A 13262-nucleotide genomic window follows, 5' to 3' on the forward strand; every position below is an offset into this window, starting at 1 on the left:
CGTTCACAGCTGTGCCTCGGCGCGCGGTAGCTCGATCGGATCCTCGTCCTGGCGAATATGGTCGCGCACGGAGATGAGCAGATCGGTCAGGACCAGGCGCTGCTCCGCCGACAGCGGCGCGAGCATGTTTTCCTCCATCTCGTGGGCAATGGCCTCGAGCTCCCCGACGAGCGGCATCGCCCGCTCGGTGAGGTGCAATCTCCATACGCGACGGTCGGAAGGATCGGCGCGGCGCTCCACGAACCCGGCCTCCGCCAGCCGATCGACCATGCGGCACAGGGTAATGCGCTCGACGTCCAGGCGTTCGGCCAGCTCGCTCTGCGTGCAGCCATCGATCCGCGACAACATGATCAGCACCCGCCACTGCGCGCGCGTGATGCCCCGGGAACGGGCGCGCGCATCGAACCAATATCGCGACCGGCGCGCGATATCGTGCATCAGAAACGAAATATTGCGACTCATATCTGGGAGCATGCTTACATTATGGACGCTTGCAACATTTAAGACAAGCAGAATCGATCCACAGATCCGTCCCCCGAACTTTTGCGCGACGCCGCTTGCGGCAGGGGTGCTTCGCGCCGATAATCGCGCCATGCTCGAGCCTGTCAGACATATCGCTCCCACCGGGGCCGAGGCACCCGCCTTGCCGCAGAACATCGAGGCCGAAGCGGCGCTGCTGGGCGCTATCATGATCGACAACCGGCTGGCCGAGGACATCCAGATCAGGCTGCGGCCGGAGCATTTCTTCGAGCCGTTGCACGGCCGGATCTATGAAGCGATCCTGCGCCTCCTCGATCGGAACATGCTGGCCACGCCGGTGACGCTGCGGCCGATGTTCGAGGGCGACGCGGGGATGCGCGAGCTGGGCGGCCCTGGCTATCTGGCCCAGCTGACGGGCAGCGGCGCAGCGTTGATCGGCGCCCGCGACTTCGCCAACCAGATATATGACCTGGCCCTGCTGCGCGCGCTTGTCGGCGTCGGCCGCGAGATGGTCGAGCAGGCGCTCGATACCTCCGATGATGTCGACCCGAAGGCGCAGATCGAGCAGGCCGAGATCCAGCTCTATCGCGTCGCCGAGCAGGGCGGCGAGGAGGGCAGCGTTAAGACGTTTGGCCAGGCGACCAAGGTCGTGATCGAGATGGCCAGCGCGGCGCTCAACTCGGGCGGTCATGTCGCCGGCCTGACGACGGGGCTGGAGCGGCTCAATGCCAAGATCGGCGGTCTTCATCCGTCCGACCTGATCATCCTCGCCGGCCGCCCCGGCATGGGCAAGACCTCGCTGGCCACCAACATCGCGTTCAACGTGGCTATCCGCTATATTCGTGACCAGCAGGCGGGCATCGAGAAGTCGGTGGGCGCGCCGGTGGCGTTCTTCAGCCTCGAAATGTCGGCGGACCAGCTGGCGACCCGCGTCCTGTCCGAGCAGGCGGAGATCAGCGCCGAGCAGATCCGCATGGGCAAGATCAGCCATGCGGAGTTCACCACTTTCGCCCGCGCGGCGCAGGATCTCGAAGGCCTGCCGCTCTATATCGACGACACGCCGGGCCTGACGATCGCGGCGCTGCGGACCCGCGCGCGGCGCCTCAAGCGGCAGCGCGGCATCGGCGTGATCGTCGTCGACTATCTCCAGCTGCTGCAGGGCTCCGGGCGCAGCGCGGACGGCAACCGCGTCCAGGAGATCTCCGAGATCAGCCGCGGCCTCAAGACGCTGGCCAAGGAACTCAACGTGCCGGTGATCGCCTTGTCGCAGCTCAGCCGCGCGGTCGAGCAGCGCGAGAACAAGAAGCCGGTGCTGTCGGACCTGCGCGAATCCGGATCGATCGAGCAGGATGCCGACATGGTGTGGTTCGTCTATCGCGAGGATTATTACCTCAACCTCATCCGTCCCAAGGAAGCGTCGATCGCGGTCGGCGACAGCGCGGTCGAAGTGACGGCCTTCGAGGAATGGCAGCAGAAGATGTCCCGCGCCCATAACCGCGCCGAACTCATCATCGCCAAGCAGCGCCACGGCTCGACCGGGACGATCCCGCTCAAGTTCGAGAGCCGGTTCACCAAATTCTCCGATCTCGCCGACGAAATGTACGGCAGCCAGGACTATGACGACTAGGCGAGACTAGCCGCATGACAAGTGCGCGGGGATGTGGTTTGCTGCACGATCATGACCCTGCACGAGCAGGGCAGTTCGGAGGGGATCGGGCATGCAGCGCGTCGATCATGTCATGGACGGCATCTTGGCCGGCGCGGTGCTCTGCGCGCCATTCTACATTCTCTACAAGATCGGCCTGTTCATCATCGGCTGACCGGGTCGATCCGGATCAGAAGACCGGCTCTTCCCCGGGACGAACCAGCGGTTCGCCGTGGATCCCGCACTCGACCTTGTCCCATCCGCGCCAGCGGCCCGCGCGCGGATCCTCGCCCGGCTTGACGATGCTCGTGCAGGGCGCGCAGCCGATCGACAGATAGCCCTGGGCCTCCAGCGGATGGCGCGGCAGCTCGCGGCTTTCGAACCAGCCGTCCAGATCCGCCTTGGTCCAGTCGGCGAGCGGATTGAACTTGATGCGGTCGCCGTCGAGCTCGAAGCGCGGGATGCCGATGCGGGTCGCCGCCTGGAAACCCTTGCGGCCGGTGATCGACGCGTCGAAGCCCTTCATCGCACGGGCGAGCGGCAGCACCTTGCGGATCTCGCAGCAGCCGTCGGGATCATAGGACCAGCGCAGCCCGGTGCCGTCCCTGGCGGCGATCACCGCCTCTTCGGGCGCGATGTTGCGCACGCCGGTCAGCCCGAGCCGCGCGATCAGCGCGTCGCGATAGTCGAGCGTCTCCTGGAACATCTTGCCGGTGTCGAGGAACAGTACCGGGACGGAGGGATCGACCCGCGCGACGAGATCGAGCAGCACCGCGGACTCGGCGCCGAATGACGAGACCACCGCGACCTCGCCGAGCAGCTTTTCGGCCAGCACGGCGCGGATCAGCTCCTCGGTGCCGACGCCTTCGAAGCGCGCGTTGAGGCGCGCGACGTCGGCCGCGGTGAAGCGCGGCGCCGTGTCGATCCGGTCGATGCGGCGAGCCGGCTCAGCCATGGCGCCGGGCCCAGATCGGAATCCGTCCGTCGACCGTCTTCTGATAGACGCCGTCATACAGGCCCAGCAGCTTGTCCAGCGTCTCGCGATCGATCTCGACTTCGGTAAGGAAGGCGTCGAAGCCGCAGCGCCGCATCGGCCCGATCTGATCGACCAGCACGTCGCCGGCCGCGCGCAGCTCGCCGGCATAGCCGGCCTCGCGCAGGATGCTTCCGGTCGAATAGCCGCGGCCGTCGCGGAACTTCGGGAACGACACTTCGATCAGCGACAGCCGGTCGAGATAGGGGATCAGCGCGCGCGGATCGTCGGTCGGCTCGAGCCGGACCGATGTGGCGTTCGACTGGCCGAGAAAGCCGTCGAGCGTCACCGCCGGCTCGTCATGCGCCTCGTCGTCGCGGAAACGGATCAGATCACCCATAGATCGCCTCCTTGAACGGTGCCTCGCCGACGCGGCGATAGGTATCGACGAAGCGCTCGCCATCGGTGCGCAGCGCGGTGAAGACGTTCACCGCCTTCTCGATCGCGTCGACGACGCCGTCCTCGGAGAAGCCGGGGCCGATGATCCGGGCGATGCTGGTATCCTCGGCCGCAGAGCCGCCGAAGGAGAGCTGGTAATTCTCCTCGCCCTTGCGATCGACGCCCAGGATGCCGATGTGGCCGGCATGATGGTGGCCGCAGGCGTTGATGCAGCCGGAGATCTTCAGCTTGAGCTCGCCGAGGTCGCGCTGCTTGCCGAGATCGGCGAAGCGGCTGGCGATCTTCTGCGCCAGCGGGATCGAGCGGGCGTTCGCCAGCGAGCAATAGTCGAGCCCGGGACAGGCGATGATGTCGCCGATCAGGTCGAGATTGGGCGTCGCCAGTCCGGCCGCGTCGAGCTTCTGCCAGATCGTGTAGAGATCGGCCTTGCGGACATGGGGCAGGACGATGTTCTGCGCATGGGTCACGCGCAGCTCGTCGAAGCTGTAGGTCTCGCCGAGCTCCGCCATGACGTCGATCTGCGCCGAGGATGCGTCGCCTGGGATGCCGGTGGTCGGCTTGAGGCTGATGTTGACGATCGCATAGCCCGGCACCTTGTGCGCGGCGACCTGCTGGTCGACCCAAAGCGCGAACTCCGGATCGCTGCGGTCGATCTGGTCGGGCAGGCCGGTCTCGAAGGCGGGTGGCGCGAAGGTCGCGGCGATCCGCTCATATTCGGCCTCCGGCGCGTCCAGCCCCAGCGTGCTCGTGTGGAGGAATTCCTCCTCGACCTGACGGCGATATTCGTCGCCGCCGATCTCATGGACGAGGATCTTGATCCGCGCCTTGTAGAGATTATCGCGCCGGCCGAAGCGGTTATAGACGCGCAGGCAGGCTTCCATATAGCTCAGCAGGTCGGCCTTGGGCAGGAACTCCCGGATGACCGGCGCGATCATCGGGGTGCGGCCCATGCCGCCGCCGACGAACACGCGGAAACCGATCTCGCCCGCGTCGTTGCGGTGCAGCTGCAGCCCGATGTCGTGGAGCTTGACCGCAGCACGATCCTCCTCGGCCGCGATCACCGCGATCTTGAACTTGCGCGGCAGATAGCTGAACTCGGGATGGAAGGTGCTCCACTGGCGCAGCAGCTCGGCCCAGGGGCGGGGATCCTCGACTTCGTCCGCGGCGGCGCCGGCATATTGATCCGACGATATGTTGCGGATGCAGTTGCCGCTGGTCTGGATGGCATGCATCTCGACCTTGGCCAGCTCGGCGAGGATGTCGGGCGCGTCGGACAGCTTGATCCAGTTGAGCTGGAGGTTCTGCCGGGTGGTGAAGTGCCCGTAATCCTTGTCGTAGGTCCGCGCGATATGGGCGAGCACCCGCATCTGCTTGCCCGACAGCGTGCCATAGGGGATGGCGATGCGCAGCATATAGGCATGAAGCTGGAGATAGAGGCCGTTCATCAGCCGCAGCGGCTTGAACTGGTCCTCGCTCATTTCGCCGGACAGGCGGCGCTTCACCTGATCGCGGAATTCCTCGACGCGGGCATCGACGATCGCCTGATCATATTGGTCGTAACGGTACATGTCAGATCACCCAGTCGCCGATGGCCGGATCGGCGGGTTTGAGGCCGAGATCGGCCCGGACGGTCGGGCCGATCGCGCGGATGCGGTCCTTGATATGGGCGGGGCGGGGGCCCGTGCCGGTCAGCTCGGCCTGGATCACATAGGGGCCGTTGACGTGCCGCGCCGCTTCCTCGCGCGCGGCGATGGCCTCGCCATGCTGGTCGACGTCGACGGCATGCTCGACATGGCGCGACCAGCCTTCGCCGGTCCACCAGATCACGTCGCCGGTCACCAGATCATTCCCCGTCAATATCTTCACGCCCGGTCTCTTATCACTTCAGGGTCTTTCATCCATTCGGCCTGTGCCGCGAGGCCCTTGAGGCGGTTTTCGGCGTCGGACAGCAGGACGACCTCGCCGACGACGATGATCGCCGGGCTGATCACCTGCTCGCGCGGCACCATGTCGCCGAGATCGGCAAGCAGGGTGCGGATCGCGCGCGAGCCTTCGAGCGTGCCGCGCTCGAGCACCGCCACCGGCATGTCGGGCGCGACGCCGTCCGCCATCAGCTTGTCGGCGATGGCGCCGGCGCAGGTGACGCCCATATAGATGACGAGGGTGCGGCCCTGGCCGGCCAGGCCTGCCCAATTCTGCTCGCTCAGCCCCTTGCAGGTGCCCGCCACGAAGCTCACCGCGCTCGACCAGTCGCGGTGGGTGAGCGGCAGCATCGCTTCGGCGGCGCAGCCCAGCGCCGAGGATACCCCGGGGATGACCTCGATCGGAAGGCCGGCGGCGCGGACCGCCTCGACCTCTTCGCCGCCGCGGCCGAACACGAACGGATCGCCGCCCTTGAGCCGCACGACCACCGAGCCCGCCTTGACGTGGGCGATGATCAGCGCGTTGATCGCCTCCTGCGGCAGGGTGTGTCGATCGCGCTGCTTGGCGACCGAGATGCGCTGCGCCCCGGCCGGCGCATGATCGAGCACGCGCATGTCGATGAGGCCGTCATGGACGACGACATCGGCGGCGCGCAGCGCCTCGACCGCGCGCAGCGTCAGCAGGCCGGGATCGCCGGGACCGGCGCCGACGAGGATGACGCGCCCGCGCGCTTCAGGATCGAGCAAGGATGCCATGGCCGCCAGATGGCCCCTGATGCCGCAATGCGCAAATGAAGGATGCTTGGGGCGGGGCCAAGATTTCTTTGCGCCATGGCTTCGCGCGAACCTTCTCCCCGCCCTTCCCGTGACATGTCAGCGAAGAGAGATTCCAGCTTTCGCTGGAATGACGGCGTTGGGGGACCGGAGAGAGGGGCGGAGAGAGTGAGGGATGGCAATGCCGTGCAGGCCGGAGCCTTCTCCCGCCTTCAGCCTTTGGCTGAAGTTTATCCTGAGCGCCTGCCTTGCAGGCAGTCGAAGGGCGGGAGAGGGCTGGATGAGGGTCTGTTGTCTTCTTTCGACGGGCGTGGACCGGCGCGGAAGGAAGAAGAGCCTCACCCGGCCTCGCCCATGAAGATGGGAGAGGGGTTTTCATTTGCGAGCCGTTCGCAGCTTTTTCCGGGTGCATGGGGTTGTGTGTGCGTTTTTTTTGTTTTTTCCGGCGCGGCGAAAGCGGCGGGGGGCTGGACGCGGGCGTGCCGCAGCAATGCTTCGGCTTCGCGGAGGCGTGCGGGAGAGGTCGCGCGCAGATAGCGGGCGACCGACCTGATCCAGGCGGAGCGCACGCCATGCTTCCAGGCGTTGCGATTGCCGCGCGGGGCGCCGCTGCCCTTGCCGCCGTGCATCCGGCAGCGCCGGGCGCCGTTGACGGCCGGGGCGCGGCAGGGCGAACCCGCACGGGTGCGCGCGCCGCAGCGGGGTGCGCTGGCGAGGATGTCCGGCTGCATCGGGGTGCTCGTGGCGCTGTTCACTTTGCCGGGGCCGCTGCGTCGCGCCGGCTGGCGCGATCGGCCCGGACGATCGACTCCATCGTCGACCGGCAATTCGCCTGGGCCCGCAGGGCGAGCCGGATATAGACCTGCGCCGCATGCGGGGACGTGGGGAAGACTTCTCCGGCATAATCCCTCAGCGAACCGAACATGTTGTGCAGCGAATTCGCCTGCTCGGACATCATCTCGTTCAGCATTTCGTTGGGATCGTCGGGCCAGTGGGCCGGGGTCTGGTCGGCGGGCGGCCCGGTGGTGGACGGCGCAGAGGGGGTCGTGCCGGTAGTCAGGTCTGTCATGGGCGCTCGGGCTCCAGGAAGGGGTCGCGGTGCCTAGCAGAAATGACGGAACAAATCAAGAACGAACGATCGGAACGGTGCTTCGGTTCGTCACCGTCGTTCAGGCAGGACCATAGGCCAGTCTGATCACATCCGCGCCGATGCGATCGCTGGACATCAGGCGGAGCGGCGGCCGGGGGCCGGCGAAATAAGGCTTGCCCTGCCCGAGGACGACGGGGTGCAGGTAGATGCTACATTCATCGATCAGGCCGAGTTGGGTGAGGCTGTGCGCCAGATGCGGGCCGGCGACTTCGATCTCGCCGTCCCGCTCGGCCTTCAGTGCGCGGATCGCACCCTCAAGATCATCGCCGACAAGCGTGGCGTTGGGGCCGACCGACATCAGCGAGCGCGAGACGACCCATTTCGGCTGCCTGCGCCACGCCGTGGCGAAGGCCTGCTCGTCGGCATCCCATTCGGGACGATCATCGTCCCAGTAGCGCATGATTTCATAGATGCTGCGGCCGTAGAGGCTGCCGGCCTGCGCCTGCGCCTCCGCGATGAAGTGGCGGAAGAGGGTGCGGTCCGGCGCGAACGCCATATGGTCGACATAGCCGTCCAGCGACTGGTTCATTCCGAACACGAGCTTTGCCATGCTGTGAGTCTCCGGGGAGGGGGCTTCAGAATAGCTTGACGGGAGGTTCGGGTTCCACCGATCCAACGATGGGGAGCGCAGTATTTATCGTTAATAGGCTCTCGACTTTTGCGCGCGTGAGTTGGCGTCTGTCGGCCTCCTACTGCCGAATTGCTGCCCTGCCACCGTAGTTTCGGGTTCCATGGTCGGTGCATCCTCTCAAATTTCTGGCTTGCCGCTAGCGATCTGAAGCCGTGGCCACTTAAATCCATTACGGACCAGTGCCGAGCTTGACCAGCAACCCTGATTACTGCTCTTGCGCGCCTGTGGCTGGTGCTACGATTTTGTCCCCGTTAATCCGGCGCTGCCTTGTGGCCAACATTCCGAGGGAAATGGTTGCACATGCGTAAAAAGCGATATTCCAACGTGGGTTCAGACTGGGGGCGAAGTTGCTACTGATAATGGCTGCCATAGGCGCGGTTGTGCAAAGCCGGCCGATGCCTCTTTCCGACCCGTCCGAATGGATATCGGCTACGGATTATCCACGATCGGCGATTGAGCAGGACAAAGAAGGCTCTGTGGTCGTCGCGTTGGAAGTAGACGTCGCCGGTAATCCGGCGGGATGTTCCGTTAAGGCGTCATCGGGGAGCGAGAGCTTAGATGAGTTGACCTGTGATCTTCTCAAAAGACGAGCTCGGTTCATGCCCGCGCGGGATAGCAAAGGGCTGCCGACGCGAGGCGAATATGCGCAGCGGGTTCGATGGGCGATACCCAGGGACAAGTTGACCGAGCAAGGCTCGATTATTTCATATTCGATCGGCATTGATGGCGCGATAACGGGCTGCAACATCAGAAATTTCGGCCATCATGAAGCCGATATGGTAAACTGCGATACATTCAGATACGAGCAAGCCCTTAGCGGCGTCCTCGGAGTGGATTTGTCGACGCTGCAGCAGGTCGATGTCGGCCTTCAAGTTACTATAGTCGACCCACAGTCAATCATTATACCAAGTAAGATGTATGGCATCCGTAAAGTGATATCGGAGTCTTTCTTTGACGTGTCACCCAACGGTGTGATCGTGAGATGTACCACAAATGTCGCGGAGCCGTTGTTCGGTCGAAAGTTTGATCTGTGCGATGGGGCTATTCGGATTGGCAGTAAGGAATTCGAAGCTGATCCACAAGGAAAGGAGCGTAGGCTACGGGTTACGTTCGACTTCGCTGGGATTAAGCGCTGAAAAGTATCGATTACAGAATTGCGTAATAATCAACGCAGTTACTTCCTGCCGTATCGGATTGGCACGGGCGCGGCCGCTTCCATGTTTCAATGTTTGAAACAATGCTCGCGGTGCCATCGAACGAATTGGGGATGCGGGCGATCGGCTTCGCGAGGTGGCATCATTATGCGACCGCTGGCATTGATGACGGAGCGGATGCTGTCGGGGTCGTTGGCCTGGCGCGAGACCATGATGCGCATGTCGTCATCCAGCCCGATCAGGCCGCGATCGAACATCCAATGGGCTGTTCCTGAAAGCGCAAGGCCGTTGCTGACGATGTCGGGGCCGTTCGCTTCCACCGGACGGATATGGGCGGCTTCGACCTCGGCCCTCCCGCCGCCATTGATGAGCTTCAATCCGGTGACGGCACAGCGTTCGTCATAAGCGCGCAGAACGATCCGCCGGAAGACGCGATCACGCACGATGCGAGACACAATTGCGGATACGCGCTCCCGGGCTTCGTCCACCATGAAGGGGGTGTGCTCCTCGCGGACGCTGGGGCCGATGGCTGCAAGGTCGGTTCGCGGCAGCAGGGGATCTTTATCGGCGAGGCCGGCCTCGACAATGCGGTTGAAGTCGCTCGTCGACAGCCCGCGAACGGCCGCCTGCGCGCGTCCCGAAATTCTTCCGGCCTCATTGAGCACGCCGCGTTCGATCGGGCCATTTTCATCGGCAAAGGGAACTGGCGTGGCGAAGTCGAGATAGGTGCCAGGCTCGATCAATGCGAGGTACATTCCGGGCGCTGAGGGGTCGGCAATGATGCGCTCTACCTTGGCGACAGCGTAATAGCCCTTCGTGTCCAAGACTTTGCGCGGTTCATAATAGACGATCCAGTCGCCCGCGCATGTTCTCGCACGCTCGAGATATTGTTTGGGAAACTGATATCTCTCCGCCGGGGTGTCGTCGTAGATCGAATCGGACCGGTGAATGAAGACGCCGAAAGCCATGGCGGCTGATATCATGCTGGGCGATTATCGGCGGCGTAATTTTTGGCCTCCTTCGAGACGCCACTTCGACAAGCTCAGTGGCTCCTCAGGATGAGCGGGGTGGGGCAGGTCAGCCGTAGACCGCGTGGGCATTGGAGCAGGAGCGCAGCCGTAAAGCCGCCCCTGCTGATCTTGTTGTTAAGATTGCGCTCGTTCTCATGGACGACGACAGCGCCGAACTTCTCCCGCTCAGCGCAGAAGCTCGCTGACCAGCGACGGCCTCTTGGCGATCATCGCGAGGAGCACCTGGGCGGGGCCGGTCGGGCGGCGGCGGCCATGTTCCCAGTTGAGCAGCGTGCCCTTGGCGACGCCGATGCTGCGCGCGAACGCGCTCTGCGACAGGCCGGTGCTGGCCCGGATGGCGGCGACATCGACGGCGGGCACCGCAACCTGGTGAACGACCGCTCCGGTCTCCTTGCCCTCCGCGAAGGCCAGGGCTTCGGTCAGCCCCTGTCGGATGCTCTCATAGGCGCTCATGGCCGATCTCCATAATAAGCGAGCAGAGCCTTGCTCAATGCGATGAGGTCCGCCTGCTCGGCCTTGCTCATTGGCAGGACTTATGCGCCATTGACGTATAGGTCAATGACACTCAAGGGACCCCTTACGCCACCTTGGGCGGTGGCTGACATCTGTCACGCCACCGCCTCGCACGCCGCGTGGCGGTGGGATGTCCTTCGAGACGCCGCTTCGACAAGCTCAGCAGCTCCTCAGGATGAGCGGGGTTGGGGCAGCTCGGACAGCGCGGGCTTGATCAAGTGGTCGGCTGATGGCGCATTGCACCTGGGGGCGTATCGCTTCGCGCGGTGCTTGAGGAGAGGCCCCACCTCCCTGCCCCTCCCCTGAAGATGAGGGGTGATGCGTGACGATCGCGCCGTCCCGCTTCAGCCGGCCGGCGTTGTGCCCGGCTGTAGATTAGGCGAACATGTGCGCCACATAATTCGCCTTGCCGAGGGTGTCTGGGCGCCCTTCCGATGTGGGGCGCGGAGCGCGGATCGAGGGTTGCGCTCACGCGGTCTCCAGCAGTTCCTCGATGTCGCCGCGGATCGCCTCCGGCTTGGTCGTCGGCGCGTAGCGGCAGACGATCGCGCCGTTGCGGTCGATCAGGAATTTGGTGAAGTTCCACTTTATGCCTTCGGTGCCGAGGATGCCCTTGGCGTGGCTCTTCAGCCAGGCGTAGAGCGGGTGGGCGTTGGCGCCGTTGACCTCGATCTTGGCGAACATCGGGAATTTGACGTCATAGGTGAGCCGGCAGAAGCTCTCGATCTCCGCCTCGCCGCCGGGCTCCTGCCCGCCGAACTGGTTGCAGGGGAAGCCGAGGATGACGAGGCCCTTGTCCGATAGCTGCTCGTGCAGCGTCTCCAGCCCGTCATATTGCGGGGTGAAGCCGCATTTGCTGGCGGTGTTGACGATCAGCAGCACCTTGCCGCGATACCGGTCGAGCGGAACCGGGGTGCCGTCGATGGCTGTCGCCGAGAAATCGTAGATCGCGGTCATCGGTGGTGCTGCTCCTGTCAGGTCGACGGGGAAGAGAAGAAGCGAGATCCCGGATCCCGGGACGGTGCGTGTGAAACTGTTGCGAGTCCGTGCATTCTTATCCCGGCTTGCCCGGCTGCGTCATGCGGGGTTTTTCGTCGGGCGGGACGAGGCCTTCGAGGACCGCCCAGAAGCCGGTCACCGCGTTCTGGCCGGCCTGGGCATAGGCGGTCGAGAGGCGTTCGCGCAGGGCTTCGAACAGGCTGCCTTCGAGCGCGGCGCCGGCCTCGGTGACGCGCAGCAGGCGCTGGCGGCGGTCCTCGCGGCCGGTGCGCGTCTCGATCAGGCCGCGCTCGGTCAGCTCGTTGAGGACCCGGCCCAGCGACTGCTTGGTGATCGCCAGGATGCGCAGCAGGTCGCTGACGGTGATGTCCGGATTGCGGGCGATGAAATAGAGCGAGCGATGGTGCGCACGGCCGAGGCCCTGTTTCGCCAGCCCCTCGTCGATGCCGCGATAGAGATGGCTGTAGCCGAAATAGAGCAGTTCGATGCCGCGGCGGATTTCCGCCTCGCGCAGGAACAGCGGCGATGCGGCGCGAAACGAATCCGGGCGAAGCGGATCAGGAGAATTTTGGACAGCCATGTTGACGTAATTTGCCAGCATCATTAATCGAACGCAACGCAAGAATCACGCGCAGGATGCAGGAAATATGGCTGAGGAACCGACATACGACGATCGCGACGGCTTCATCTGGCTCGACGGCCAGCTGGTTCCCTGGCGCAGCGCCAATGTCCATATCCTCACCCATGCGCTGCATTATGCCTCCTCCGTGTTCGAGGGCGTGCGCGCCTATGACGGCAATATCTTCGAGCTGAGCTGGCACAGCCGGCGGCTGCGCGACAGCGCGGCGATGCTGGGCTTCGACCTGCCCTGGTCGGTCGAGCAGATCGACGCCGCCTGCATCGAGACGATGAAGGCCAATGGCCTGACCGACGCCTATGTCCGCCCGGTCGCGTGGCGCGGTTCGGAGCAGATGGGCGTTTCGGCGCAGCGGACCAAGCCGCACATGGCGATCGCCTGCTGGTATTGGGGCACCTATCTCGATCCCGGCGCCGGCGGGCTGAAGCTCGACATCGCGCCGTGGCGGCGGCCGGCGCCGTTCACCGCGCCGGTGCAGGCCAAGGCGGCGGGCCTGTACATGATCGCGACGATGTCCAAGCATCATGCCGAGGCGCGCGGTTTCCAGGACGCGCTGATGTTCGACTATCGCGGCCAGGTGGCCGAGGCGACCGGCGCGAACGCCTTCTTCATCCGCGACGGCGTGATCCACACGCCGACGCCGGACTGCTTCCTGAACGGCATCACCCGCCAGACCGTGATCAAGCTGGCGCGGCGGCGCGGCATCGAGGTGATCGAGCGGGCGATCTGGCCCGAGGAGCTGGAGAGCTTCGAGCAGTTCTTCCTGACCGGTTCGGCGGCGGAGATCGTGCCGGTCGGATCGGCCGGGCCGTGGAACTTCGAGGTAGGCGACCTGACCCGCCAGATGCAGAAGGACTATAGCGAACTGGTGCGCGGCAAGCTCACGCTGTGAGC

Annotated in this window: 16 protein-coding genes and 2 pseudogenes; 3 read left to right on the forward strand and 15 right to left on the reverse strand. The window is 64.6% G+C overall.

All coding sequences use genetic code 11. The annotated features are described in order from the left end of the window. Positions 1 to 3 precede the first annotated feature (3 nt). Positions 4 to 462 carry a MarR family winged helix-turn-helix transcriptional regulator gene (locus AC1DQK_RS09230; protein ID WP_477869672.1) on the reverse strand — a complete coding sequence of 153 codons (459 nt, stop codon included), beginning with the start codon at positions 460 to 462 and terminating at the stop codon, positions 4 to 6. A 130-nt stretch (positions 463 to 592) separates the two neighbouring features. Between AC1DQK_RS09230 and AC1DQK_RS09235 the strand changes: the two genes are divergently transcribed. Further along, complete coding sequence (locus tag AC1DQK_RS09235; RefSeq protein WP_477869674.1) at positions 593 to 2107, forward strand: replicative DNA helicase; 1515 nt, start codon at positions 593 to 595, stop codon at positions 2105 to 2107. Between the two features lie 208 nt (positions 2108 to 2315). Here the strand turns inward: AC1DQK_RS09235 and AC1DQK_RS09240 are convergent, their stop codons facing one another. The 8 genes from AC1DQK_RS09240 to AC1DQK_RS09275 form a co-directional block, all read right to left on the reverse strand. Then, the gene (locus AC1DQK_RS09240) at positions 2316 to 3080 is read right to left on the reverse strand and encodes a phosphoadenylyl-sulfate reductase (protein ID WP_477869676.1); all 765 of its coding nucleotides are present in this window, start codon (positions 3078 to 3080) and stop codon (positions 2316 to 2318) included. Beyond that, positions 3073 to 3498: a DUF934 domain-containing protein gene (locus tag AC1DQK_RS09245; RefSeq protein WP_477869678.1), complete on the reverse strand. Its 426-nt coding sequence runs from the start codon at positions 3496 to 3498 to the stop codon at positions 3073 to 3075. Before AC1DQK_RS09245 ends, AC1DQK_RS09240 begins: the two co-directional genes overlap by 8 nt. After that, positions 3491 to 5125, reverse strand: coding sequence for a nitrite/sulfite reductase (locus AC1DQK_RS09250; RefSeq protein ID WP_477869680.1), 1635 nt, complete (start codon positions 5123 to 5125; stop codon positions 3491 to 3493). The genes AC1DQK_RS09245 and AC1DQK_RS09250 overlap by 8 nt, the downstream gene beginning before the upstream one ends. A 1-nt stretch (position 5126) precedes the next feature. Next, on the reverse strand, positions 5127 to 5423 hold the full coding sequence (locus tag AC1DQK_RS09255) for a DUF2849 domain-containing protein (RefSeq protein WP_477869682.1): 297 nt from the start codon (positions 5421 to 5423) through the stop codon (positions 5127 to 5129). Next, positions 5420 to 6235 (reverse strand): uroporphyrinogen-III C-methyltransferase, encoded by an 816-nt coding sequence (gene cobA / locus AC1DQK_RS09260; protein WP_477869684.1) that lies wholly within the window; start codon positions 6233 to 6235, stop codon positions 5420 to 5422. The genes AC1DQK_RS09255 and cobA overlap by 4 nt, the downstream gene beginning before the upstream one ends. Positions 6236 to 6591: 356 nt before the next feature. Continuing rightward, the gene (locus AC1DQK_RS09265; protein WP_477869686.1) at positions 6592 to 6984 is read right to left on the reverse strand and encodes an HGGxSTG domain-containing protein; all 393 of its coding nucleotides are present in this window, start codon (positions 6982 to 6984) and stop codon (positions 6592 to 6594) included. A gap of 20 nt (positions 6985 to 7004) precedes the next feature. Then, positions 7005 to 7322, reverse strand: coding sequence for a hypothetical protein (locus AC1DQK_RS09270; protein ID WP_477869688.1), 318 nt, complete (start codon positions 7320 to 7322; stop codon positions 7005 to 7007). A 100-nt stretch (positions 7323 to 7422) separates the two neighbouring features. Further along, positions 7423 to 7953, reverse strand: a complete 531-nt coding sequence (locus AC1DQK_RS09275; RefSeq protein ID WP_477869690.1) for a dihydrofolate reductase family protein — start codon at positions 7951 to 7953, stop codon at positions 7423 to 7425. A 476-nt stretch (positions 7954 to 8429) separates the two neighbouring features. Between AC1DQK_RS09275 and AC1DQK_RS09280 the strand changes: the two are divergent. Next, positions 8430 to 8687 (forward strand): annotated as a pseudogene (locus AC1DQK_RS09280) (energy transducer TonB); the annotation flags it as partial. 51 nt (positions 8688 to 8738) lie between these two features. Here the strand turns inward: AC1DQK_RS09280 and AC1DQK_RS09285 are convergent. From AC1DQK_RS09285 to AC1DQK_RS09310, 6 genes and pseudogenes are all read right to left on the reverse strand, one after another. Further along, a complete protein-coding gene (locus AC1DQK_RS09285; protein WP_477869907.1) occupies positions 8739 to 8906 on the reverse strand; it encodes a hypothetical protein in 168 nt (55 codons plus the stop codon). Positions 8907 to 9256: 350 nt separating this feature from the next. Beyond that, complete coding sequence (locus tag AC1DQK_RS09290) at positions 9257 to 10156, reverse strand: HNH endonuclease (protein ID WP_477869692.1); 900 nt, start codon at positions 10154 to 10156, stop codon at positions 9257 to 9259. A gap of 74 nt (positions 10157 to 10230) precedes the next feature. Beyond that, a pseudogene (locus AC1DQK_RS09295) lies at positions 10231 to 10359 on the reverse strand (DUF6471 domain-containing protein); the annotation flags it as partial. 25 nt (positions 10360 to 10384) lie between these two features. Further along, entirely contained in the window at positions 10385 to 10672 is a 288-nt protein-coding gene (locus AC1DQK_RS09300) for a helix-turn-helix domain-containing protein (RefSeq protein WP_477869694.1), read from the reverse strand. Between the two features lie 528 nt (positions 10673 to 11200). Then, a complete protein-coding gene (locus tag AC1DQK_RS09305; protein WP_477869696.1) occupies positions 11201 to 11689 on the reverse strand; it encodes a glutathione peroxidase in 489 nt (162 codons plus the stop codon). 97 nt (positions 11690 to 11786) lie between these two features. Beyond that, entirely contained in the window at positions 11787 to 12311 is a 525-nt protein-coding gene (locus tag AC1DQK_RS09310) for a MarR family winged helix-turn-helix transcriptional regulator (RefSeq protein WP_477869698.1), read from the reverse strand. Between the two features lie 67 nt (positions 12312 to 12378). On the opposite strand from AC1DQK_RS09310, the gene AC1DQK_RS09315 reads away from it, so the two are divergent. Continuing rightward, positions 12379 to 13260: a branched-chain amino acid aminotransferase gene (locus AC1DQK_RS09315; protein ID WP_477869700.1), complete on the forward strand. Its 882-nt coding sequence runs from the start codon at positions 12379 to 12381 to the stop codon at positions 13258 to 13260. Positions 13261 to 13262 lie beyond the last annotated feature (2 nt).

The sequence above is a fragment of the Rhizorhabdus sp. P4_G5 genome, from assembly GCF_056401065.1.